The sequence below is a fragment of the Arthrobacter zhangbolii genome (assembly GCF_022869865.1).
Classification (GTDB): Bacteria; Actinomycetota; Actinomycetes; order Actinomycetales; family Micrococcaceae; genus Arthrobacter_B; species Arthrobacter_B zhangbolii.
Genome location: NZ_CP094984.1, coordinates 2,850,998 through 2,874,768, shown reverse-complemented (window position 1 = coordinate 2,874,768; position 23,771 = coordinate 2,850,998). Strand labels below are relative to the sequence as shown.

Here is a 23,771-nt window from a genome sequence, read left to right as displayed (position 1 = left end):
AAGGAACGGACATGTCCGCAGCGCTAACCGGAGTCGATGAAAAGCTCCCGCCGGCCAAGCTGGTACTGGCAGGGGCCCAGCACCTGCTCGCCATGTATGCGAGTATCGCGGCGGCGCCGCTGGTGCTTGCCGTGGCCCTGCAGCTTCCGCAGGAACAGGTCATTTACCTGCTGGCCGTCACCGCCCTGGCCAGCGGGGTGGCGACCATCCTGCAGTCCGTGGGCATCTGGAACATCGGAGCCCGGCTGCCGATTGTCCAGGGCACCACGTTCACCGCGGTGGCACCCATGATCCTGATCGGCGGGGAGTGGGGGCTGCCGGCGATCTTCGGCTCGGTGATTGCAGCCGGTCTGTTCACTTTTATTGCCGCCCCGTTCTTCAGCCGGGTGCTCTTCCTCTTTCCGCCGGTGGTCACCGGGACCACCATTGCCGCGATCGGCATTTCGCTGATCCCGATCGCTGCCAACTGGATGGTGGGAGGGGACCAGTCAGTTACTGCCATCTCAGGTCTGAACCTGCTGCTGGCGGTCTCCACCCTGGTCATCATCCTTGCCGTGTCACGCATCTTCTCCGGTTTCCTGGGGCGGATTGCCGTGCTGGTGGGTCTGGTCCTCGGAACCTTGATTGCCATCCCATTCGGGCTGGTGGACTTCTCCGGCGTCGGCACCGCATCTGTTTTCGAGTTCCCCGCCCCCTTCGCCTTCGGCCTGCCGACCTTCCACTTCTCCGCCGTCCTCGCGATGATTATCGTCATGCTGATCACCATGGTGGAAACCACCAGTGATGCGCTGGCCATCGGAGACATTACGGGGGAGAAGGTGGACGAAAAACGCGTTGCCGCCACCCTGCGGGCGGACGGCCTGTCCACGATGCTGGGCGGAGTGTTCAACTCCTTCCCGTTTACCGCCTACGCCCAGAACGTTGGCCTCATCCGGCTCTCCGGAGTGAAGAGCCGGTGGGCCATCACCGCCGCCGGGGTGTTGCTGGTTCTGATGGGGCTTTTCCCGCAGATTTCCGCGGTTGTGGCAGCCATTCCCATGCCGGTGCTGGGCGGTGCCGCGATGGTGCTCTTCGGCGGCGTGGCCGCAGTGGGTATCGGCATCCTGGGCCGGGTGAACCTGAACGATTCCCGCAACATCCTGATTGTCAGCGTCAGCCTCGGCCTGGCCATGGTCCCGGTGAGCAAACCGGGGATATTCAGCGGCTTCCCGGCGTCACTGCAGATAGTTGTGGAGAACAGCATTGTCCTGGCCTGCCTGTCCGCCATTGTGCTCAACCTGATCTTCAACGTTGCGGGCAGGATGAAGGACGGGCAGGGCGGGGACGCTCCGGACACCGGAACGGCGCCGGCAGAGGGGCCTGTTTTGAGCACCGGGACTATGCCTGCGCCGACGTCCGTTCAGCCGGTGGGGGAGTCGGCCCAGCCGGTGGGTACCTCCGTTCAGTCGGTGGGAGAGTTGGTCCAGCCGGCGGGTACGTCGGTACAGCCGGTGGGGCAACAGGCGGGTGGACCCGCTCAGCCGCTGGGCAGGCCTGCCCAACCCGCGGCGCAACCGGCGCGGTCCGTAGGGGAGCCTGCCTGACCCGCAGCGGCAGGATGGGGCCGGCGGACCAGATGGTGCGTCCGCCGGCCCCCTAGGATGGAAGGGTGACTGGATCCCTGAGTTCCCTGCAGGCCGCCCGCTCCGCCGTCGCCGCACTTGCGGAAGCCGGAGTACGCGACGTCGTGATTGCCCCCGGCTCCCGCAGCGCCCCGCTGGCCTACGCACTGGCGGAGGCAGAACTGCAGGATCGGATCCGCGTGCACGTGCGCATTGATGAACGGGTCGCCGGATTCACCGCTCTGGGCCTGGCCCGCGGCGGACGCCGGCCGTCCGCCGTAGTGACGACGTCGGGCACGGCCGTGGGAGAACTGCTCCCGGCAGTGATGGAAGCCCACCATGCCGGAGTTCCGCTGGTGGTCCTCTCCGCGGACCGGCCCGCCGAGCTGCATGGCACCGGAGCGAACCAGACCACCGTGCAGCCGGGCATATTTTCCGGCTTCCCCACCGCCGCCGTGGACGTCGAAGCGGGCACCGATCCGGCAGAGGTCATTTCCGCCGCCCTGGCCCAGCTGGGCAGCGGTGTTCCCACCGGCCCGGTGCACGTGAACCTGCAGTTCCGCGATCCGCTCACGCCCGATTCCGGCGATCCGCTCTTCCTCGATGCCCCGGATGCCCGGGCCGCCCTTCCCGCCGAAGCTTCGCCGGCGGACCGGGTACCCGCTGAAGCCGCCCCCGCCCGCGGTACCCACCGTACGGTCGTTGTGGCCGGTGACGGGGCGGGGGAACTGGCAGCTCTTTTCGCGCTACGGACCGGGCTGCCGTTGCTGGCCGAGCCGTCCTCAAACGCCCGGTTCGGCCCGAACGCTGTCAACGCGTACCGGCTGCTGCTGCCGGAACTGGGCCCGGACATTGAACGCGTGGTGGTCTTCGGGCGGCCCACGCTCTCCCGTCCGGTAGCGGCGCTGCTGGCACGCAGCGACGTCGAGAAGGCACTGTACCTTCCCCGGCCGGTGAACTGGTTTACCCCCGGGCGTCGGAGCGAAACCATCATCACTGACATCCCCGGACTCCTGGCCTTTGCCGGTACAGGCGCCCCGGGCTGGCTGGAACGCTGGCAGACCGCCTCCGAGGCGGCGCAGAGCGCGCTCACCAACCTGCTGGAGACACAGACGGAGCTGACCGGGCTGCAGGTGGCAGACCTTCTCTGGGATGCCTCCGACACCAATCTGGTGCTTGGCTCCTCCAACGTCATCCGCGATATGGACCTGGTGGCTTCCCCCGACTGGCATCCGTTGGACGTGTACGCCAACCGCGGACTCGCCGGCATTGACGGGACCATTTCCACAGCTGCCGGCATCGCCCTCGCCAACGGGATTCCGACCCGGCTGCTGTTGGGGGACCTGACGTTCCTGCACGACGTCGGCGCGCTGCTCCTGGGCCCGGGGGAAACCGAACCGGATCTGCAGATAGTGGTGCTGAACGATTCCGGCGGCGGCATTTTCTCGGTACTGGAACACGGCGCCCTGGGCGAAGACCCGAAATACACCGCACTGGTGGAACGGTTCTTCGGTACCCCGCACAACGCGGACCTCGCCGCGTTGTGCCGGGGTTACGGGGTGCGGCACCAGCTCATCCGCTCGGCTGCCGAACTGGAAAGTGCCCTGGCAGCTCCGGTGCAGGGCCGTTCCGTACTGGAAGTACCCGTGGCACGGGATGCCCTTCGCGGCCTACACGCCCGGGTGCAGGCCGCGGTGGCCGCTTCACTTCGGGGTTAACAAAGCAACAAAAAAGCGCGGTCCGCACCTGCTGGTGCGGACCGCGCTTTTTAGCTCTGCTGCTCTAAAGGACCTTGGAGAGGAACGCACGGGTGCGTTCATGCTGGGGGTTGCCCAGGACATCCTCGGGGCGTCCCTGCTCCACCACAACGCCGCCGTCCATAAAGACAACGCGGTCTCCCACCTCGCGGGCAAAGCCCATTTCGTGGGTGACCACCATCATGGTCATTCCCTCTTCGGCGAGCTGGCGCATTACTTCGAGCACATCGCCCACCAACTCGGGGTCCAGGGCACTGGTGGGCTCGTCAAAGAGCATCATGTCCGGATCCATGGACAGGGCACGGGCAATGGCCACGCGCTGCTGCTGGCCGCCGGAAAGCTGGGCGGGGAATGCCTCGGCGCGGTCCGCCAGGCCCACCTTGGCCAGGTTCCGGCGGGCGGTTTCCTCCGCTTCGGCCTTGCCGCGGCGCTTGGCCCGGCGCTGGGCCAGGGTCAGGTTCCGCAGCACGTTCAGGTGCGGGAACAGGTTGAACTGCTGGAACACCATGCCGATCCGGGTGCGGACCTTGTCCAGATCCGTCTCCGGGTCAGTAATGTCCACGCCTTCAACCATGATGGTTCCGCTGGTGGGATCCTCCAGTCGGTTGACGCACCGCAGCAGGGTGGATTTGCCCGAGCCGGACGGCCCGATTACGCAGACCACTTCGCCCTGGTCAACGTGGAAGTCGATGCCCTTGAGGACTTCGTTGCTGCCGAAGGACTTGTGAAGGTTGCGGACCTCGATGGCAGGGGCGGCGTTCTTCTCGACGCTCATGACTGCTACCTGCCTCTCTGGTTGTGTCGTTCAAGCTTGGCCACCAGCTGGGTCAGCGGTAGCGTAATGATCAGGTACATCAGCGCGGCAAGGACCAGCGGGGTGGCGTTGGCCGTCTGGGAGACGGAGTCGCGGGCAAAGGTGGTCAGTTCGCGGTCCTGCAGTGCCATGCCGGCGATGAAGAGCAGCGAGGTGTCCTTGATCAGGATCACCAGCTCGTTGGTCAGCGGGGGAGTGATGATCCGGAAGGCCTGGGGGAGGGTTACCGAGATCATGGTCCACATCGGGCTCATGCCCAGCGAACGGGCGGCTTCGGCCTGGCCGGCGGGAACCGCCTGGATGCCTGCACGGATGGTCTCGGCAATGTACGCGCCGGACACGATGATCAGGGCCAGCAGGCCGGCACCGGCGCTGCCGCCCGGCGGACGCCAGTTGAAGGCAATGGGGACGGCGAAGGCGAAACCGAAAATCACCAACAGGGCCGGAAGCCCGCGGAACAGTTCAATGTATGCCGTGGCAGCCCAGCGGTACGGTGCCACCGGGGAGAGCTTCATCAGGGCCAGCACCAAACCGAGCAACAGGCCGCCGGCAAAGGCGATCACCGTGTAGATGATGGTGTTTTTGACGGCCACCGTGATGATGGTCGGGAACGCCTCGCGGGCCACCTCGGGGTCGAAGAAGTTCTCGCCGATGGCTTCCCAATCGGCAAGCAGTGCAACGGCTGCCAGGGCAAGGACAAAGATGGCATACAGGACACCTTGGAAGAGGCGTCTGCGGGTGGAGGGTTTCAAAATGGGGCCTTCCGGGGGAAGAAAAGGGGTCGTCCCGGGCACCCGGCCCGGGACGACTCGATTGTCTAGGCGTTATTCGGTGAAGTACTTGTCGTAGATCTCCTGGTACTTGCCGTTGTCCCGCATCTCAGTGAGCTGCTCGTTGACGGCGGAGACGAGTGCGGTGTTGTCCTTGTCCATGGCGAAGCCGTAGGACTCGTCGGTCTCGTATTCCTCGGCGATCGTGAAATCGCCGTCTTCGGTGTGTCCAATGTTAACCGGCAGGTCCTGAAGCACGGCGTCAACGTTGCCGGACTGGATGGCCGGGAACAGTTCGGCATCGCTCGGGTAGGCGAAGATCTCCGCGCCGGTGGCATTGTCCCGGGCATAGGTCTCGCCGGTGGTATTGCCCTGGACGCCGAGCTTCTTGCCGTCCAGGTCCTCAATGCTCTTGATATCCGAATCAACGGGGACCAGCAGCGACTGCAGGGAGTCGTAGTACGGCTCGGCGAAGCCCATGGCTTCCTGGCGTTCCTCCGTGATGGTGATGGCACTGGCCGAAAGGTCGCACTGGTTTGCCGCCAGCACCGTGCCGCTGGCAATGCCCTCGAAGCCGGCATCCTGGACCGCAAGTTCCAGGCCTAGCCCCGAGGCAATCTCCTTGACGATGTCCATGTCGAAGCCGGTGTATTCACCGTTCTCTTCGTACTCGAACGGCACGTACGGGATGTCGGAGCAGACCGTCAGGGTCCCTTCGGAGACCAGATTGAATTCTGAGCCTGCATCGTCAGAGGCGGCGGAATCGTCGCCGCCGCAAGCGGTCAGCGAAAGTGCGCCGATGGCCAGGAAGGCAAAGGCGGCGGTACGGGCTTTGTGCGGCATTGTTTTACAACCTTACGTCGGACGGTGTGAGCCGGGTCGTTGTGACCCGGCTCACCCTTTACTGGTATTGGGATGCAGTCTAGAGCGTACGCACCGCATATTTCGGTAACATGTCCGCTGCCCGCCGCAAAGGTGCCTGCCCTCGGTGCGGGTGCTACTCCGTGAAGTACTTGTCGTAGAGCTCCTGGTACTTACCGTTCTCCCGCAGGCTGGCAAGCTGTTCGTTCACCTTGGCGGCCAGTTCGGTGCTGCTGTCCTTCTTCATGGCGAAGGCGTATACCTCGCCGGTTTCGAAGGTGGCGGTGACGGCGTACTTGCCGTCCTCGGTGTGGTCCTGGTTGACCGGCAGGTCCTGCAGCACGGCGTCGATGCCGCCGGCCTGCAGGGACTGGAAGAGTTCCGCGTCGGTCTGGAAGGACATGATCTCTGCACCCTCAGGGGCGTTGTCCCGGGCGTAGCTCTCACCGGTGGTGCCCTGCTGGACACCAATCTTCTTGCCGTCCAGGTCGGCCAGGGAGGCGATGGAGGAACCGGCGGGGGCCAGGATGGACTGCAGGGAATCGTAGTACGGGTCGGAGAAGGCGAGCTTTTCGGCACGTTCATCCGTCACGGTCATGGCCGCGGCAATCATGTCGCACTGGCGTGCTGCCAGTACGGTGCCGCTCTGCAGGCCGTCAAAGCCGACGTTCTGCATTTCGTGCTCGAGTCCCATCCCCGTGGCGATTTCGCGGGTGAGTTCGACGTCGAAGCCGGTGAACTCGCCGTCCACTACGTATTCGAACGGTTCAAAGGGGATGTTGGAGCAGACGGTGAGGGTGCCGTCATTGACCAGTGCCAGACCGGATTCATCGGCATCGGTTCCCCCGCCGCAGGCGGTCAGGGACAGCGCGCCGGCGGCCAGGGCGGCGACAACGGCGGTGCGGGCTTTATGGAGCATGGCGATTCAGAACCTTAGGTCGGTAGGAAAGGGTTCGGCCGCAGGCGGAAACCAATCTGTCTCCAGGCGGCAGCTAACAGAAACGGGCCCCAACCCGCTTCCGAGTTTCTATTCTACCTAATGTAAATTTATGCAAAGGACCAAACGGCTATGCAGTGGCACTCAGCGGCACTGCTGACCGGCTCGTCAGGATGCGGCGGGCGCAGAGGCAAACTCTGACGGGCGGCGCGGAACCGCGCGGGGCCGGTCCAATCCCAGGGCCTCCAGCATGGGCCGGAATTTGCTCCAGGTTTCCTCTAGTTCCGCGGCAGGATTGGATCCGGCGACGATCCCGCAGCCTGCATAAAGCCGCACTTCAGTAGGGGTTTCAACCACTGCGCCGCGCAGGGCAATGCCCCATTCCCCGTTTCCGGCGCCATCCATCCAGCCCACCGGACCGGCATAAGGGCCGCGGTCCATGTGTTCAAGCTCACTGATAAGTTCGCCTGCCACGCTGGTCGGGAAGCCGCAGACAGCGGCAGTGGGATGAAGCGCCTCGATGAGGGTCAGCGGCGTGGGGACCGCTCCGGTTTCATCCGCCGCAAGCTCAGCTCTGACATCGGAGGCCAGATGCCAGACGTTGGGCAGTTCCAGGACAAAGGGCTCCGAATGCGAGGTCATGGAGGAGGTGAACGGTTCCAGGGCACGGGTCAGCGAATCGATGGCGATCTGGTGCTCATGCTGCTGTTTCGCGGACCCGGCGAGCACCCGCTTGGCGTAGTCGGGCTCGTCGTCCGGTGCCGTGGCGCGGTCCAGGGTGCCGGCCAGGACGCGCGCTTCGGCCGTGCCGCTTTCCACCCGGATCAGCATCTCGGGTGTGGAACCAATCAGGCCGTCAACGGAGTAGGTCCAGCAGTCGCGGTACCGGACGGCCAGCTCGCGCAGCACCTGGGAAGCGACCAGCGGACTGCCGAGTTCCACGGCGATGTCCCGGGCCAGCACAATCTTGCTCAGGTCCCCGGCGGCAATGTGGGCCACCGAGCGTGCCACCGCATTCTTCCATTCCGATTCGCTGAGCATCCCGGGCAGGATCCGGTCCGCGGGGTCGCTCTGGCGGTACAGCGGCAGATCATCCAGATAGCGGGCGAGGGTGTCCACGGCTGTTTCGGCCGTGACCTCTGCCTCGGGATCGGAGGTTGTATAGGTCACCCATGCCTCGCCGTCGCGCAGGCCCACCACAATCTCCGGAATCACCAGGCGGGATTCAAAGGGCGACCGCTTGGAGAAGGCAAAGGAACCGAAGGCAACCAGTCCGGTGCCGGGCTGGGTGAGGGGATTCTCGACGTCGGCTCCGGCCAGGGCGGCACGCCACCACTGCTGTGCGAGGGCGAAACGCTCCGGACCGCTGGAGGTGAAGCGGGCTGCTTCGCCGAAGCCCACCAATCCCTCCTGCCGCCGGATCCAGCACAGTTGTTCATCAAGAACCAGATACTCCAAGAGGCCGATGGTGGCGGATCGCTCACCGACCGGCACTGTTACAGAACGCAGGGTGGTCATAGTGATTCCACACTACTCCGCCCCCGGCACGGGCCCGCCACCACACGCCTCAACCTGAGAGCAACACGACAGGACGGGGGCCGGTTCGGCCGCAACTGCATTGTTTGAGACAATGACTGGGTGAACCGCGCATCGTTGGAAAAACGCCCGGATGAAGTTGCTGCCATGTTTGATGACGTGGCACCTAAATACGACGTCGTTAATGACGTGCTGTCCCTGGGGCAGACACGCCGTTGGCGCCGCATCGTGGTGGACGCCGTAGGGGCCGTTCCCGGACAGCGGGTCCTGGACCTGGCCGCCGGTACGGGTACCTCCAGTGAGCCCTATGCCGACGCGGGCATCGACGTCGTGGCGTGCGACTTCTCCCTCGGAATGCTTAAGGTGGGCAAACGCCGCCGGCCGGACATCGATTTTGTTGCCGGTGACGCCACGAACCTGCCGTTCGCCGACAACTCCTTCGATGCCTCCACCATTTCCTTTGGCCTGCGCAACGTCAACGAGCCGAAGAAGGCGCTGGCCGAGATGCTCCGGGTGACCAAGCCCGGCGGACGGCTGGTCATTGCCGAGTTCTCCTCGCCGGTGATTCCGGTGTGGCGAACCATGTACACCGAGTACCTGATGCGCGCCCTTCCCCCCATCGCCCGCAAGGTGGCGTCCAACCCTGACGCATATGTCTACCTGGCCGAATCCATCCGTGCCTGGCCGAACCAGGACAGCCTCGCAGCCTGGATTGCCGAGACCGGATGGTCCGATGTGGCCTACCGGAACCTGACCGGCGGCATTGTTGCCGTTCACCGCGCCGTAAAGCCCGGGAGGTAACCGGCAGCGTGAAGGTCCTCATTGTCGGAGCCGGTCCCGCGGGTTCCACTGCCGCCTACTACCTCGCCTCGGCGGGCGTGGATGTCACCGTCCTGGAGAAAACCGCTTTCCCCCGCGAAAAGGTCTGCGGCGACGGGCTCACACCCCGGGCCGTGCGTGAGGTCCAGCTGCTGGGCCTGCCGCACGATGAATCCGAGGGCTGGCGCCGGAACAAGGGGCTGCGCCTGATTGCCGGCGGCCGGACACTGGAACTGCCCTGGCCCGTGCTTTCGGACTTCCCCGACTACGGCTTGATCCGCACCCGGCTGGGCTTCGATGAAGCGCTGGCCCGCCATGCCCAGGCCGCCGGAGCAAAGATCCTCGAGCGCCACACCGTGGTCTCCGCACTCCGGGCTGCCGACGGCCGGGTGGAAGGCGTCGTCGCCAACATCCTGGACGAAAACGGGCGCCGGACCGGTGACCAGCGGACGTTCCTGGCCGACGTCGTGCTCGCTGCGGACGGCAACTCCACCCGCACCGCTCTGAGCCTCGGCATTGAAAAGCGCGACGACCGCCCCATGGGCGTGGCCGTCCGCACGTATTTCGAAAGCCCCCGCACCAACGATGAGTGGATGGAAGGCTGGCTCGAGCTTCCCGACGCGTCCGGAAACCCGCTGCCCGGTTACGGCTGGGTCTTCGGCGTGGGGGACGGCACCTCCAACGTGGGCCTGGGCATCCTGAACTCCTCCAAGGAATTCGGCAAGCTGGACTACCGGAAGGTGCTGCGCGACTGGACCGCGGGCATGCCCGCCGAATGGGGCTTCACTCCCGAAAACCAGGTAGGCGAAATCCGCGGTGCAGCGCTGCCGATGGGCTTCAACCGCACCCCGCACTATTCACCCGGCCTGCTGCTGCTTGGTGATGCCGGAGGCATGGTCAGCCCCTTCAATGGCGAGGGAATCTCCTACGCCATGGAATCGGCACGGTTCGCCGCCGAACACATCATTGAAGGTGCCGGCGCCGCGCTCAGGCCGGGGCTGCTCTCCGCGCAGGCAGCGTTCGACGTCGAGCTGCAGGCCTACGCGGAGCAGGTGCGCGGGGAGTGGGGCAGCCACTTCACCCTGGGCCGCATTTTCGCCGCCATGATCGGACGCCCGGCCGTAATGAAGCTGGCACTGCGCACCGGAATGCCCATTCCCGTGCTGATGCGGTTTGTTGTGCGCATGCTGGCCAACCTGACGGACCGGAACTCCAAGGGTATTGAGGATAGAGTGATTGCCTTACTGGAAATGCTGGTCCCGGCGGCAAGCAACCAGGGGACACCGGTAAGCTCCCGGAAATCCCCGCCGCACGCATGACGACGATGCCGTTTGCCCACCCGTTCCGACAAATAGTTAGTCTTGAACAGTGACTGAATCCACCAACACCAGCCCGGACGCCGGGTCAAGCACTTTCGTACTGCCTCCGGGGTTCGCCGTGCTGGCAGAGGACCCCAGGCTTGGCCCGTCCATGGTCTCGTCCCTGGAGCAGGTTGAGGTGCAGCTGCGCGAGGCCGTTGCCAACTCCGATCCCTTTGCCGACACCACGTCGCGGCATCTGGTGGAGGCCGGCGGTAAACGTATCCGCCCGCTCCTGACGCTGCTGGCCTCCCATCTTGGCCCGGAGGAAGCCGGGGAGAAGGTCATTCAGTCCGCTGTTGTCGTGGAACTGACGCACCTGGCCACGCTGTACCACGACGATGTGATGGATGAGGCGCCCTACCGCCGCGGTGCACCGACGGCGCATGAGATCTGGGGCAACTCAGTGGCCGTGCTGACCGGAGACCTGATCTTCGCCCGGGCTTCGAGCCTGGTCTCGGCTCTTGGCGGTCCGGCACTGGCCATCCAGGCACGCACCTTCGAGCGGCTGTGCCTGGGCCAGCTGCATGAAACCGTGGGTCCGGCCGAGGGCCAGGACCCGTTGGAGCACTACCTCTCCGTCATCGCAGACAAAACCGGTTCGCTGATTGCCGCCTCGGGCCAGTTTGGTGCCCTGTTCTCCGGAGCCGGCCAGGACGTCATCGACATCATGGTCGAATACGGCGAGAAGGTAGGTATTGCCTTCCAGCTCGCGGACGACGTTATTGACGTGACCGGGCTGCAGGAAAAGTCCGGCAAGACGCCCGGTACCGACCTGCGCGAAGGGGTACCGACGTTGCCGGTCCTGCTGCTGCGCCGCGCGGCTGCCGGCGGGGACGCGGACGCCGCCGCCGTGCTGGAACTGGTGGAACGGGACCTGTCCTCGGATGAGGCGCTGGCCGAAGCCGTTGCTGCGCTGCGGGCCAGCCCGGTCACGGACGAAGCCTGGGCCGTTGCCCGGGGCTGGTCTGAGGAAGCCGTGCAGGCTCTCGCCCCGCTGCCTGACTCCGTGGTGAAGGAAGCCCTGGCATCCTTCGCACGGGCCGTGGTTAACCGCGAGGTGTAGCTTCCCGGCGTCTGCCGCTTAGTCCCTCCCGCAGTTTCTGGCAACCGTTATCCCCGATTAGGGGGTATTTTTCCGCCGCAATGGCTGGTTTTCCGCGTTCCGTGCGATTCTCGGCACCTATGGGAGGCGTGGCTGAAATCCGGAGGGGGAACAAAATGTCCCAGATTATGTCGACGCACCGGAAAGCATCGAACGGACATACGGGCGGCGCGGCCGTGCCAACCGGTACGGAACATACCCTGTGGTGGGTGCTCACGGTGCAGCCGGTTCGTCCGGAGATCTGCGATGCCGTGGTGCGGCAGATCGTCACGCCGCTGATCGGCCAGGCCCGGGTGTGGGGGGCGGAACGCTGCTTCTACCGGTGCCTCGACAATGTCTCCCCGCACGTCCAGGTGCATTTCCTGGTCCGTAACGGCGTTGCCGGCCGGCTGAAGCCCTTCGCCCAGGCGCTTGCCGCGCAGTGCGCACCGGAGCTGGGCGAGGTGCGGATCTCGGAGCAGAATGCCGGTGCGTATCCGCCCCGCCGGGCCGAACCGGCGTCGCCTGCCGTCGAAGAGGCGCTGGCACTGTTCGGCGGCCCGGAAGGCATCGCCCTGACCTGTGATGTGGAGGAGCTTTCCTCCGACCTTGGTGCGTGGGCGCTCGGCCGCTTTACCACTGTCGATTCCCGTTCACCGTTCGCCGCGCTGCTGCTTTTCGACACCGCGCACGCCATGATGCACGGACCGCGGTCCTCCCTCTGGCCGGACCGCCGGGCTCCGAGCTGGGGCTACTACTGGACCACCCACCTGAACAGCTGCACCGTGTCCTTTGGTCCCCTGGCGGAACGTGCACGGATTGCTCTGAAGGCCCGGACGGTTCCCCGGATTGTCCCGGCACACCGGCAGATGGCCGCGATCGCCTCGGAGCCGTCCGTGGACGCCTGGCGCAAGCGGTGGGCCCGTGCCATCGATACCTATTTGTACCGGGCGGACAGGGCACGGATCAGCCGCAGTGCGCAGTTCCTGGCCGTGTACCAGAGCCGGCAGCTGTTCAACCGCTTTGGTATTTCCCCCACGGAGGAAGCAGTACTCGGCCTCCACGCACATGCCTGGAGCAAGGAGCTGGAGCCCGGGCTGCCCCGCGGTTAGAGGACGGCGCGCAGTTCAGCGGCCTTGCGGGCACGCACCGCCGGCGGCACGATGGGCCGTTTTGGCGTGAAGTAGAGCCCGTCATCGGTCCAGCGCGGCAGGATGTGCTGGTGGTAGTGCCAGACATGCTGGCTGCCCGCCGGCTCGTTGTGCTGGCGGGTGGTTACGCCATCGGGGGACCACGCCTTCTTGATCGCCACTGCCATATCCCGCGTCACCACCATGATCCGGGCGGCGACGTCGTCGGGCAGTTCGTAGAGCAGTTCATAGTGGGCCCGCGGCGTGACCAGCACGTGGCCCGGCTCCGGATCGAAGCCGTGGGATGCAATGAAGGCGAGCACCAGGTCATCCGAATAGATCAGGTCTCCGGGCTCGCAGAGGTTCCCGGCGAAGCGAAACTCTCCGGACGCGAGATCGCAGAACGGGCATTCATAGCCCTGCGGAGCGTGGCTCTTCCAGACGGTTTCACTCGCTTCCCTCATCGAATGCTCAGTCCTCGTCCTCATCCTCTTCGAAAATCCACTCGAACATGTCCAGCACGTACTCGCTGAGCGTGCCTTCCTCGCTTTGCCAGTCGCCGCGGGCATTGTTGCGGCGCCACACAATCGGATCCGGCACATCCAGCTGGTCCTCGCGGATACCCCAGACAAACTTCTCATCCTCGTCCTCGAGGAAAAGCAGGTAGCCGTCTTCAATTTCGAGCTCATCCGGATCCCAGAAGAAGTGGAAGGCCTCCATCAGGTCTTCGCAACCGCCCAGCGCCAGGTAGAACTCACGCAGGACCAGCGGGATACGGAAATCGTGCTCAGCCAGCATCGCATCGAGCTCCGGCTCGGGGATGCCGTCTTCCTCGCGCCAGTTGTCCTCAAGGTACTTGGGGACCAAGGCGCGGAATCGATCCAGGAAAATTTCACTCATGTGGTCTCCAAGCGTGCGGTGAGTGGGTGTATTCCAATCCTAGCCGTGCCGGGGGACAAGCTGAGCCGAAACTGCACTGCCACGGAGGTGATGCCTAGGGCAGGCGGGTCGCCATCCCCGGGTAGTCGATGACGGTGCCGTCGGAGTCGACTTTCAGCTCGGCGGTAAATCCGTGGCTTTCCGAGCTGTAGAGCACGACGGCGTGTCCGGCCTCGGGGGAATATGCCCGGACCTGGGAGTAGACCTGGCGGCTCGGCACCACCCGCAGGCTGGGCATTTCCACCCACGCCATGGTCAGCTGCGTCTCGTCCGGGGGAGCGGACTCATTGAGCAGGTCCAGCCGCAGGATGGGCATGGTGTTTGTGGCGGGGCACAGTGCAACGTCGCAGTCCTGCGCCTCATCGAGGCTGCGTGGATCGCTGATGCCCGGTGCCGGCAGATCGACGGTGCCGTTCTGTGTTGTCTCCGCTGACCAGCGTCCCTCAATGCTGCGTTCGAGGCGCAGGGTGCGGGACCAGCCGTCTCCGGTGACGGATACGGAAAGCTGGCTGGTGACCCAGCCCGGAATGGTGGACAGCGTCCAGGATGCTGTGTACTCCGCGCTGACGGACGTCCCCGCGGCGGCGAGCTCCCGGTCGCGGAAAGACAGGACAGCAGTGTCCGTTCGGTCCGGATCATCCTGTCCCTGCCAGCGGATGGTCCTGGCCAGTGCGGTGCTCGTCATTCCTTTAGGCTAACGGCAAGTCTCAACTGCCAAGGCGGCGAACGTTCAGCGCAAGGTACAGATGGACCCGGTCCGCAGTAACCGCCGGGTCATGCCCGGTGAGTTCGGCAACCTGTGACAGCCGGTACCGGACCGTGTTGCGGTGCAGTCCCAGATCCGCTGCCACGGCAGCCACTGAGCCGTTATGCAGCAGGTACGCCTCCAAAGTGGGAATCAGCTGTGCACCGTGTGTGCTGTCAAACGCTTCCAACGGGTCCAGGGCTTCGGCAGCCAGGTCCGCCAGCGGAACATCACGGCTGGACATCAGCAGGGACGTCAGGCTCAGGCGTTCGGGTTCGTTGACGGCGGCCCCGCGCTGGAGCGCCTCACGGGCCTCGTAGTAACTCCAGCGCAGTCCGGCGGGTCCCGTATAGGCCCCGCCTATCCCCACTGTGGCCGTCAGTCCCGCGGCGAAAAGATAGGTGCTCAGCGCCTCTGCCAGGGACACTGTTTCCCCGGCCGGCACCACCACGGCCAGCTGCTGGTCATGAATGGCGGATGGGGTGGCCTCGAAACCGGCAGGCAGCGGCAGGGCGGGAAGCTCGCGCACCTGCCCCGATGCAACGGCTACCAGCAGCACGGCGTGCCGCCGGTCGGTATCAATGCCGGCCGGACGCAGCCGTGCCGCTGCGTCAGGTCCGGACAGTCGGCCGTCCACTACATCGTTCAGAAGCCGGCCGGTGACTTCCCGTTCGCTGGCGCGGTGGACCGCCCGGTTATTCAGCTCCACGCCGACCAGGCTCCGGGCATACTCCACGATGTCCGGCTGCACAAAGGGCTCGGCTATTGCCAGGGTGCAGCGGTCCCGCCGTCCGGTGGCCACGGGGAAACGCCGCCAGCTGGCGTCCGGCTCAGCGGTGGCAAAAACGCACGCTCCGTATTGGAAGAGTGCCACATCAGCGGAGACCAGCAGCGCGAGTTCCTCGAGCAGGCGGGACAGTCCCTTGCCGCTGAGCAATGCACCGGCCAGGACCTGGTGCCCGGAAAGCAGCCGGTGCAGCTGGGACACATGGTCCGAGGAAAGGGAATCCGCGACAAGCTTCCCCAGTGCCATAAACGGGGTGTTGTAGGGGACTTCGAAAACGGGGATGCCCAGCCGGTCCGCTTCCCGGAGCAGGCCGGCGGGTACCGCACTGTGGCCCAGTCCGGTGCCGAATCCAATGCCCAGCGCGCCTGCTTTCGCCACGTTCTGCACGAAACTGCGCTGGACGTTCCCGCTGGTGTGCCGAACTCCCGTAGTCAGCACCACCTCACCGCCACTCAGGAAGGGAGAAGGATCCTCCAGCTCCGTCACTGCTACCCATTGGATGGGCTCCCGGGGAAGCGGGGCCGAGCCGTGGCGGACCAGGTGCAATCCGCCGGCAGTCAGCAGATCCGGGAGTGTGATGGACATAACCCAACTATAAGAGTGAAGTTTTGGGCAACTGCACCGAATGGCCGCCATGCCCCTGTGCGGATGTCTCTGGATGTGACCTGAGCCGCACAGTAGGTTGGGGATACTCCGGGGCACGCCCGGACCGCGTGTGAAAGGACCTCCGGCATGGCACAGACTCTGCAGAACTTCATCAATGGCGAGTTCGTCCCCTCCCGGGGCACGGACGTGGTGGACATCGTCAACCCGACCAACGGAGAAGTTGTGGCCGTGTCCCCGGTGTCCGTCCAGGCCGACGTCGATGCCGCCATGAGCGCCGCCGCTGATGCGTTCACGGCCTGGAAGCGGACAACGCCCAGCGAGCGCCAGCTGATGCTGCTCCGTCTGGCCGACGCCTTGGAAGCCAACTCGGAGGAGCTGGTGGAGGCCCAGCATCGCAATACGGGCCAGGTCCGTTCGGTGATCGCTGCCGAGGAGGTTGCCGTTGGTGCCGATCAGCTGCGGTTCTTCGCCGGTGCCGCCCGGCTGCTGGAGGGCAAGTCCGCCGGCGAATACCTTGAAGGGCACACCTCCTTTGTCCGTCGCGAGCCAATCGGCGTCGTCGCCCAGGTTGCACCGTGGAACTATCCGCTGCTGATGGCCGTCTGGAAGATCGGTCCGGCGCTCGCCGCGGGCAACACCGTGGTGCTCAAACCTTCGGATACAACGCCCGAATCCACGCTGGTGCTTGCCCGTCTGGCCGGGGACATCTTCCCCGCCGGCGTGCTTAACGTGGTGCTGGGGACCGGGGAGACCGGTGCGCTGATGGTGGAGCACCCCGTGCCCGGGCTGGTCTCCATCACCGGGTCGGTGCGGGCCGGCATCGCGGTTGCCTCCGGTGCCGCTAAGGGCCTCAAGCGCGCCCATCTGGAACTGGGCGGCAAGGCTCCGGCCGTGGTCTTTGCCGATGCTGACCTGGACCGCACCGCACAGGCTGTGGCCGAGTTCGCGTTCTTCAACGCCGGCCAGGACTGCACCGCCATCACCCGGGTGCTGGTGGAAGACGCTGCCCACGATGCTCTCGTGGAAAAGCTCGTTGCTGCTGCGCGGGAGCTGAAGACCGGAAGCGACAACGACGAAGACAACTATTTCGGCCCGTTGAACAACATCAACCACTTCAATGCCGTCAATGCGGTTATTGAAGCACTCCCGGCGCACTGCACGGTGGAAACCGGCGGCAAGCGGGCCGGTTCCAAGGGTTTCTTCTTCGAACCAACCGTCATCACCGGTGCCCGTCAGGAGGATGACATTGTGCAGAAGGAAACCTTCGGGCCGGTCATCACCGTGCAGAGGTTCGGCAGTGAGGAAGAAGCCGTGGAGATGGCCAACGGGGTGGAATACGCTCTGGCCTCCAGCGTCTGGACCACTAACCACGGCAGGGCCATGCGTCTGTCCCGCGACCTGGACTTTGGAGCGGTCTGGATCAACACGCACATCCTCCTGACCGCCGAGATGCCGCATGGAGGTTTCAAGAATTCCGGCTACGGCAAGGATCTCTCGATGTACGGCGTGGAGGACTACACCCGGATCAAGCACGTGATGACCGCCCTGGATGCCTGAGTCCCACACCCTTTTGATGTTCACAGCACTTTCCTGAGAGGCCGCGCCATGACCACGCCCATCATCACCCCGACTTACCGCATCGAGCAGAAGCGCCGGATCAGCGGTTCCTTTCCGGGTCCGAAATCCGCCGCGCTCGAGGCGCGCCGTGCGGCCGTCGTGGCCCGGGGAGTCGCTTCCACCGTTCCCGTCTATGCTGCCGACGCTGACGGCGGGATTGTTGTCGACGTTGACGGCAATGCCTTTATCGATCTGGGGTCCGGCATTGCCGTGACCAGCGTGGGCGCCTCGGACCCCGCCGTCGTCTCCGCCGTGCAGGAGCAGGCGGCGCACTTCACCCACACCTGCTTTATGGTGACTCCGTACGAGGGTTACGTGGCTGTCGCGGAGCGTCTGGCGGCGCTGACGCCGGGGGACTTTGACAAGCGGACCGTGCTGTTCAACTCCGGCGCGGAAGCGGTGGAGAACGCGGTAAAGATTGCCCGTTCGGCCACCGGCCGCGACGCCGTGGTGGCTTTCGACCACGCCTACCACGGGCGGACCAACCTCACCATGGGGCTGACGGCCAAGGCCATGCCCTACAAAACCGGTTTTGGTCCGTTTGCGCCGGAAATCTACCGGATGCCCATGAGTTATCCGTACCGCGAGGAAAACCCGGAGATCACCGGGACAGAGGCTGCCGACCGTGCCATCCTCGCCATCGAGAAGCAGATCGGAGCCGACCGGCTGGCGGCACTGCTGATTGAACCTATCCAGGGTGAAGGCGGCTTCATTGTCCCTGCCGAAGGGTTCCTGCCGCGGCTGGCAGAGTGGGCTCGGGCCAACGGCGTGGTGTTTATTGCCGATGAAGTGCAGTCCGGCTTCTGCCGCACGGGCGAATGGTTCGCCGTGCAGCATGAAGGGGTGGTCCCGGACCTGATCACCATGGCCAAGGGGATTGCCGGCGGGCTTCCTCTTTCGGCGGTCACCGGGCGGGCCGAACTGCTCGATGCCGTGCATCCCGGAGGGCTTGGCGGTACCTACGGCGGCAACCCTGTGGCATGTGCCGCTGCCCTGGCCGCGATGGACACCATGGCGTCCCAGGATCTTGCCGGCAGGGCACGGCGGATCCAGGACCTTGTCCTTCCGCGACTGGCCGGCTTGGCGGAAGAGACCGGGATCATCGGGGATATCCGCGGGCGCGGTGCGATGCTCGCCTTGGAGCTTGTGGTGCCCGGTTCCAAGGAGCCCGACGCCGGTGCAGCGAAAGCAATAGCGGCGGCCTGTCTGCATGCTGGCGTCATTGTGCTGACTTGCGGCACCTACGGCAATGTCATCCGGCTGCTGCCGCCTTTGACTATTGGGGAGGACCTGCTGTTGGACGCACTGGACGTGTTGGCGGGAGCGGTGCGTACCGTCGCCTGAGAACTGCGGGATCCGTTCGGCTGCTTCTGTTACAGAAGTTTCTGGTGTTGTTGGTGAGGCCTGAGTGGTGTAGATTCGCTGGGCACCCCTTGGAACGGAAGGGGTGTTCCGCGGGTCGTCCGTTAGGGCCCCGCGTACATAACCAGGACCCTGCGGGTCCGGACTCAGAGGACTCGTAGTGCGTGTAAGGAAATCTGTCAGTGCCCTGGCAGTTGCCCTGATCGCCGTAGTGAGCGCCCTGGTGGCGCTTCCCTCGGCATCGGCAGCGACCACGGAAACACAAGCGGCCAACCGGATATACAGCTTGATCAACAGCCACCGTGCCGATTCGGGACTGGCACCGCTGGCCTGGAATCCGCAGATCAGCGCTGTGGCGCAGGACTGGACTGCGGGATCCGCGGTCACTGCGGAGCTGGCCGGCGCGTACACCTTCGACCACAATGGCAGGCTGCCTGCTGGCTATCCTGCGGGTACGCAGGGCTGGTCAGAGAACATCGTCTGGAACAATAACGTGGACCAGGCATTTTCCTGGTGGGTTGGTTCCCCGGCGCACAACGCCAACATGCTGAATCCTTCCTTTACAGACGTTGGCATCGGCGCTGTCCGTCTGACGGCCGGCCCTAACAGCGGTTCCTACCTGATCACCGCCGACTTCGGAGCGTACCCGGCCGGTTCCGGCGGCGGGCTGCCGATAGTCAGCGATGCCGAAAAGGCAGAAGCTGAGCGGATTGCCGCCGAGAAGGCTGCTGCTGAGAAGGCTGCGAAAGCTGCAGCGGACAAGGCTGCGGCTGACAAGGCTGAGGCTGACCGAGTTGCCAAGGCTGCGGCAGAGAAGGCTGCGGCCGACAAGGCGGAGGCTGACCGAGTTGCCAAGGCTGCTGCGGACAAGGCAGCAGCGGAGAAGGCTGCGGCCGACAAGGCTGAGGCTGACCGAGTTGCCAAGGCTGCTGCGGACAAGGCAGCGGCGGAGAAGGCTGCGGCAGACAAAGCTGCGGCCGGCAAAGCTGCACAGAATTCTGAGGTAGACAAGGCAGCAGCAGAGAAGGCTGCCGCCGAGAAGGCTGCCGCCGAGAAGGCTGCGGCTGAGCGGATTGCCGCCGAGAAGGCCACGGCGGACAAGGCCGAGCGAGTTGCCGCCGAGAAGGCCGCAGCAGACAAAGCAGCGGCCAAAGCCGAGGCTGACCGCGTCGCCGCGGAGCAGGCCACCGCAGAGAAGGAACGGCAGGCTACTTCGCCTGTACCTGCGACAACGCCTGCAGCACCGTCGGAGTCTCCGGCCAATAATGAACCCGCGGCTGCCACGCAGCCCGAAGTCGAGCAAAGCGGCAAGGAGCCGGTTGTGGAAGCAGCGCCGGCCGCCGATCCCATGGACCCGGCAGTGCTTAGCGACTCTGCCCGCGGCAGCTTTGCCGCCGCGGCACATGGAAGCCTGTTGACGCTCAAGGGCCTGACCCCGAACGCTTCCTACCGTGTTGTCCTACACTCCACCCCCGTGGACCTGGGCCTGATGACCGCGGACTCCCAGGGCATGATTGCGTTGGAGATTCCTGCCGAGCTCCCCGCCGGTAACCACCGGGTGGCCCTGTCCAGCAACGGTGAGTTCGCCGGCTGGCAGGCATTCTCCGTTGAAGCTCCTGTTACTGTCCTGGGTTCAGCCGCCACGGCTGCCACCGCGGATACACAGGGTCAGCCGCACGGCACGGCTGCCGCCGCGGGCGCGGGCGCCGCAGAAGGCCAGCTGGCCGCCACCGGCCTGAATTCCTGGCAGCTGATGACGGCTCTGCTTGGTGCGCTGCTCGTCGTGGCAGGTACCGCCGCCGTCGTGGCCGTCCGCAGGCGGACCGTTCAGGCATAGGCCATAGGCCCGGCCTAAATAACGTAGGCTCCTGGAATGCCCCACCCTCCGGTTTTCTTCGGTGGGGTGGGGCATTTCGTGTCTCAGCCGTGGAATGCGCATTAGGCTGCCGCGAAATATGGACCTTCCAGACTCCTAGCCCGGTTGGAAGTAGGTGTTCCGCAGGAGCCGCCGGTCAGGATCGACATAATCCGGAGGCCGGAACCACGGAATGCCGGACTGCATGGTCACCTGCCAGTTCCCCTGATGCACCAGATGATGGTGGAACGAGCGCAGCAGTGCTCCATTCGCTATCCCGGTTCCGCCTCCGTGTTCCCAGAAGGTGACGTGGTGCGCTTCCGTCCATGGCCCCGGAATAGTGCAGCCCGGAAAGGTGCAGCCATGGTCGCGTGCGAACAGTGCCTTACGAATATGCGGCGGAAACAACCGCGCAGACCTTCCCATCTCCAACACCTGTCCCGATGTTCCCAGCACTGCCGGAATCAGATCGGCATCGCAGGCCAGTCTGCGTATGTCCTCAACCGGTAAAGGTCCCGAGAAGGCGGCTGTTCCCGGACGTTGAGAGTGCCTCTCCGGCCGTGCCTCTGGGACCCCGGGGAAACCCACCTCGCCGTCCCCGGCCCGGACCCCGCAGCCTTCCTCCAACTTCCCGCCGCTTCCCTCCCGGTTGCCGGCGACGGGTGTGTCTTCTACAGAGGCTCTACCCTGGTTGGTAATCCTGCGAGTAGAGCCTCGTGACTGATATTCACCATCACCTGCGGGCGCAGACCGCCCGCGGCGGGTACCCCGCCCGAAGCGAGACCGGCACGAACTGCCCCGAGAAGGCCGTTCAGCAGTTGCTGCGGCCGGGTTGGCCCCGACACCGGCGCTGAAGCGGAACCCAGGACAGTCCCGGCTGGATTGGAGTTGTTTTCCGATGCTCCCTGCGGATCCGGTGCTCCCTGCGGTTCCGCTGGTCCAGGCGCGGCCGGGCCGGTATCAGAGGTGGCGAGATTTCCTCTGCTGCAGTCGGCGGCGTCCTCGTTGGAGGGGATCATACGGGCTGCCTCAGCACGCGGATTTGCTCCGCTATTCATGGCCGTTGTGAGCGCCTCATGCTGTTCGCCGGTGCAATAAATATGCAGGTGGTTCAGTCCGTTCCTGCGGCGGCCGGGGAAAATCCCTTGGAATCGGGTGAGCTCCTTTTCGTCGGGAGGGGTTTCCTGGTCCAAAAGGGCGAGCCAGTGCTGCGCGGTACGGAACAGGAAATCATGGTCCTGCCTGGCCCCCACCGCAGCCAGCTGCTCCTCCATGGATTCCAGGGCATCAGCCTCCAGGCGCGGCTCTGCCTGCTCCAAGGACTGGACGATGAGCTCGGCCCCCGATATGGACAGCAGACCGCGGGCACACGTATCCGCCAGCAGGGGAAAGGGCGGCGGCAGAGGATGGCCGGTGATGCTGCTCCCCGGCAGGATGGCAGCGGCGAGGCCAAGACGCCGTTTTGCTTCGCCCCGGGATATCCGCAGGCGGGCCCGCAGAAAATCTGCCGTGCTCCGAAACTCCCGAAACTCACGGGACCGGCCTTGCGACGCGGTGCCTGCTGCGCCTACGGCAGCCGAGGCACCGGAATGACTATCCGTATCCGTGGCCCGGAGTTCCGAGGCTGCGGTGCCCGGCGGAGCGGGCGTTGTGCCCAGAGTCTCTGCGGGGCGATGCCGTTCAATAGCGCCCGCCAGAAGCAGTTGCAGGTACCCGGTGATACGGGACAGGTCTTCGACCAGGGAAGCTGCTTCGGCCGCCTCAGCAAGATTCAGAAGGCGCCATTCCCCGGACATGGACTCAGCAAGCCCCCGTGCCGCAGCGAGCAGAGCGGCCACATCGCCAACCGCGTCAGCTCCGGCTGGAGCCGCGCAGGGGTTCACCTGCTCCACCTGGGCCAATAGGTCTGCCGTCATGGGAGCAGTCTGCCCAGCAGCCGCTCAGGCCGGAAGGAGAATGTACCCAGTCTGGGCATAACCCGCGAGCCGCTGCGAAGATTTATCCGCTGTGGAGGCAGAGTGAGGCGGGATCCCTCGTCCCTGGACAGTCGAGCCCCCGAAAAACGGTCTGTACCTAAGCAGCGGCAGCAGCGGCACGCAGCCGGCGGTTGCGCCGTGGTCCGCCGATCATGTCGACGGTCAGGAGCACCAGTGCCAGCCAGACCAGCCCGAAACCGGCCCAGCGCTCGGGAGGCATGGCTTCCTTGAATACGGCGAGGGCGATGATGAACTGCAGCGTGGGTGCCAGGTACTGCAGCAACCCCACCGTCGAGAGCGGAAGACGGCGGGCCGCAGCACCGAAGAAAATGAGCGGGACGGCGGTGATGACACCGGAGGCAGCGAGCAGCCAAAAGTGTCCGGGCCCGTTGGAGGTAAGCGTGGCCGCGCCGGTCACCGACAGCCAGATCATCACACCGGCGGCAATGGGAGTCAGTACAGCGGTTTCAATGGTCAGGCTGGACACGGCGTCGACTCGGGAGCCGATACCCTTCTTCACCAGTCCGTAGAAGCCGAAGCTGAACGCCAGCGCCAGGGCAATCCAGGGCATGTTGCCGTAGGCTAGGGCAAGGACGAGAACAGCTGTGAATCCCACGCCCATCGCGGCCCACTGGAGAGGGCGCAGCTTCTCCTTGAGCACAAGGACACCCAGCAGCACGGAAACGAGCGGATTGATGAAGTAGCCAAGGGCCGCTTCCACCGCGTGCCCGTTCAGGACGGCCCAGGAATAGGTGAGCCAGTTCAGGGCAATCAGCACGGCTGCCCCGGTCAGGGTACCTACTGTGCGGGGATTGCGGCCGGCAGCGAGCATTGGCTTCCAAGCACGCATGACTGTCAGGAGAATGGCGCAGAACGCCAGGGACCACACCACCCGGTTGGCCACGATCTCCACCGGTCCGGCCGGTTCCAGAACCATGAAGTACAGGGGCATCATGCCCCACAGGCCGTAGGCGCCGACACCAAACAGAATGCCGGGAAGGTTCTCGCGGCCGGTCGCCGGGGCAGTTGCAGACCCGGCACCCGCGGAGCCGGCGGTCCCCCCGCCGGGCCCGGCAGAACCCCCGGGCCCGGCAGAACCCCCGGACCCGGCAGAGCCGCCCATGCGGGCGGCAGCGGCGTCGGGCTCGGCATTACGCACGCCGCGGAGGGCGGGGACAGGCTTTGAGAATGGCACGTGCTCGTTAACACACAATCCC

The 23,771-nt window shown here is 65.2% G+C and carries 21 protein-coding genes; 9 read left to right on the top strand and 12 right to left on the bottom strand.

All coding sequences use genetic code 11. The features are described from left to right. Positions 1 to 11 precede the first annotated feature (11 nt). Positions 12 to 1,583, top strand: a complete 1,572-nt coding sequence (locus MUK71_RS13350) for a nucleobase:cation symporter-2 family protein (RefSeq protein WP_227928664.1) — start codon at positions 12 to 14, stop codon at positions 1,581 to 1,583. A 65-nt stretch (positions 1,584 to 1,648) separates the two neighbouring features. After that, on the top strand, positions 1,649 to 3,319 hold the full coding sequence (menD, locus tag MUK71_RS13345; protein WP_227928665.1) for a 2-succinyl-5-enolpyruvyl-6-hydroxy-3-cyclohexene-1-carboxylic-acid synthase: 1,671 nt from the start codon (positions 1,649 to 1,651) through the stop codon (positions 3,317 to 3,319). Positions 3,320 to 3,383: 64 nt separating this feature from the next. On the opposite strand, the gene MUK71_RS13340 is transcribed toward menD, so the two are convergent. The 5 genes from MUK71_RS13340 to MUK71_RS13320 form a co-directional block, all read right to left on the bottom strand. Continuing rightward, entirely contained in the window at positions 3,384 to 4,133 is a 750-nt protein-coding gene (locus MUK71_RS13340; protein WP_227902411.1) for an amino acid ABC transporter ATP-binding protein, read from the bottom strand. 5 nt (positions 4,134 to 4,138) lie between these two features. Then, positions 4,139 to 4,924: an amino acid ABC transporter permease gene (locus MUK71_RS13335; protein WP_227928667.1), complete on the bottom strand. Its 786-nt coding sequence runs from the start codon at positions 4,922 to 4,924 to the stop codon at positions 4,139 to 4,141. Between the two features lie 72 nt (positions 4,925 to 4,996). After that, positions 4,997 to 5,785 carry a transporter substrate-binding domain-containing protein gene (locus MUK71_RS13330; RefSeq protein ID WP_227902409.1) on the bottom strand — a complete coding sequence of 263 codons (789 nt, stop codon included), beginning with the start codon at positions 5,783 to 5,785 and terminating at the stop codon, positions 4,997 to 4,999. A 154-nt stretch (positions 5,786 to 5,939) separates the two neighbouring features. Next, entirely contained in the window at positions 5,940 to 6,722 is a 783-nt protein-coding gene (locus tag MUK71_RS13325) for a transporter substrate-binding domain-containing protein (protein WP_227902408.1), read from the bottom strand. Positions 6,723 to 6,908: 186 nt separating this feature from the next. Beyond that, entirely contained in the window at positions 6,909 to 8,258 is a 1,350-nt protein-coding gene (locus MUK71_RS13320; protein WP_227902407.1) for an isochorismate synthase, read from the bottom strand. Positions 8,259 to 8,378: 120 nt separating this feature from the next. Here MUK71_RS13320 and MUK71_RS13315 point away from each other — a divergent pair, with 120 nt between their 5' ends. The 4 genes from MUK71_RS13315 (at position 8,379) to MUK71_RS13300 (ending at position 12,649) form a co-directional block, all read left to right on the top strand. Then, positions 8,379 to 9,077: a demethylmenaquinone methyltransferase gene (locus MUK71_RS13315; protein ID WP_227902406.1), complete on the top strand. Its 699-nt coding sequence runs from the start codon at positions 8,379 to 8,381 to the stop codon at positions 9,075 to 9,077. A gap of 8 nt (positions 9,078 to 9,085) precedes the next feature. Continuing rightward, a complete protein-coding gene (locus MUK71_RS13310) occupies positions 9,086 to 10,414 on the top strand; it encodes a geranylgeranyl reductase family protein (RefSeq protein WP_227928683.1) in 1,329 nt (442 codons plus the stop codon). Between the two features lie 49 nt (positions 10,415 to 10,463). Then, positions 10,464 to 11,519, top strand: a complete 1,056-nt coding sequence (locus MUK71_RS13305) for a polyprenyl synthetase family protein (RefSeq protein ID WP_227902404.1) — start codon at positions 10,464 to 10,466, stop codon at positions 11,517 to 11,519. A gap of 155 nt (positions 11,520 to 11,674) precedes the next feature. Beyond that, a complete protein-coding gene (locus MUK71_RS13300) occupies positions 11,675 to 12,649 on the top strand; it encodes a hypothetical protein (protein WP_227928685.1) in 975 nt (324 codons plus the stop codon). On the opposite strand, the gene MUK71_RS13295 is transcribed toward MUK71_RS13300, so the two are convergent. From MUK71_RS13295 to MUK71_RS13280, 4 genes are all read right to left on the bottom strand, one after another. Continuing rightward, positions 12,646 to 13,131 (bottom strand): HIT family protein, encoded by a 486-nt coding sequence (locus MUK71_RS13295; RefSeq protein WP_227902402.1) that lies wholly within the window; start codon positions 13,129 to 13,131, stop codon positions 12,646 to 12,648. The two genes, MUK71_RS13300 and MUK71_RS13295, sit on opposite strands and share 4 nt — an antisense overlap. 7 nt (positions 13,132 to 13,138) lie before the next feature. Further along, entirely contained in the window at positions 13,139 to 13,567 is a 429-nt protein-coding gene (locus tag MUK71_RS13290) for a hypothetical protein (RefSeq protein ID WP_227902401.1), read from the bottom strand. Between the two features lie 94 nt (positions 13,568 to 13,661). After that, positions 13,662 to 14,291, bottom strand: coding sequence for a putative glycolipid-binding domain-containing protein (locus MUK71_RS13285; protein WP_227928687.1), 630 nt, complete (start codon positions 14,289 to 14,291; stop codon positions 13,662 to 13,664). 22 nt (positions 14,292 to 14,313) lie between these two features. After that, positions 14,314 to 15,723 carry a PucR family transcriptional regulator gene (locus tag MUK71_RS13280; protein ID WP_227928688.1) on the bottom strand — a complete coding sequence of 470 codons (1,410 nt, stop codon included), beginning with the start codon at positions 15,721 to 15,723 and terminating at the stop codon, positions 14,314 to 14,316. 147 nt (positions 15,724 to 15,870) lie between these two features. Here MUK71_RS13280 and MUK71_RS13275 point away from each other — a divergent pair, with 147 nt between their 5' ends. The 3 genes from MUK71_RS13275 to MUK71_RS13265 all read left to right on the top strand — a co-directional run bounded on the left by MUK71_RS13275 (position 15,871) and on the right by MUK71_RS13265 (position 20,560). Next, entirely contained in the window at positions 15,871 to 17,301 is a 1,431-nt protein-coding gene (locus MUK71_RS13275; RefSeq protein ID WP_227928690.1) for a gamma-aminobutyraldehyde dehydrogenase, read from the top strand. A gap of 48 nt (positions 17,302 to 17,349) precedes the next feature. After that, the gene (gene gabT, locus MUK71_RS13270; RefSeq protein ID WP_227928692.1) at positions 17,350 to 18,705 is read left to right on the top strand and encodes a 4-aminobutyrate--2-oxoglutarate transaminase; all 1,356 of its coding nucleotides are present in this window, start codon (positions 17,350 to 17,352) and stop codon (positions 18,703 to 18,705) included. A gap of 178 nt (positions 18,706 to 18,883) precedes the next feature. After that, positions 18,884 to 20,560: a CAP domain-containing protein gene (locus MUK71_RS13265; protein WP_227928694.1), complete on the top strand. Its 1,677-nt coding sequence runs from the start codon at positions 18,884 to 18,886 to the stop codon at positions 20,558 to 20,560. Positions 20,561 to 20,695: 135 nt separating this feature from the next. On the opposite strand, the gene MUK71_RS16340 is transcribed toward MUK71_RS13265, so the two are convergent. The 3 genes from MUK71_RS16340 to rarD form a co-directional block, all read right to left on the bottom strand. After that, positions 20,696 to 21,166, bottom strand: coding sequence for an HNH endonuclease signature motif containing protein (locus MUK71_RS16340; protein ID WP_227928696.1), 471 nt, complete (start codon positions 21,164 to 21,166; stop codon positions 20,696 to 20,698). 83 nt (positions 21,167 to 21,249) lie between these two features. After that, positions 21,250 to 22,494, bottom strand: a complete 1,245-nt coding sequence (locus MUK71_RS13260; RefSeq protein ID WP_227928698.1) for a DUF222 domain-containing protein — start codon at positions 22,492 to 22,494, stop codon at positions 21,250 to 21,252. Positions 22,495 to 22,651: 157 nt separating this feature from the next. Beyond that, the gene (gene rarD / locus MUK71_RS13255) at positions 22,652 to 23,677 is read right to left on the bottom strand and encodes an EamA family transporter RarD (protein ID WP_423724611.1); all 1,026 of its coding nucleotides are present in this window, start codon (positions 23,675 to 23,677) and stop codon (positions 22,652 to 22,654) included. Positions 23,678 to 23,771: the final 94 nt, after the last annotated feature.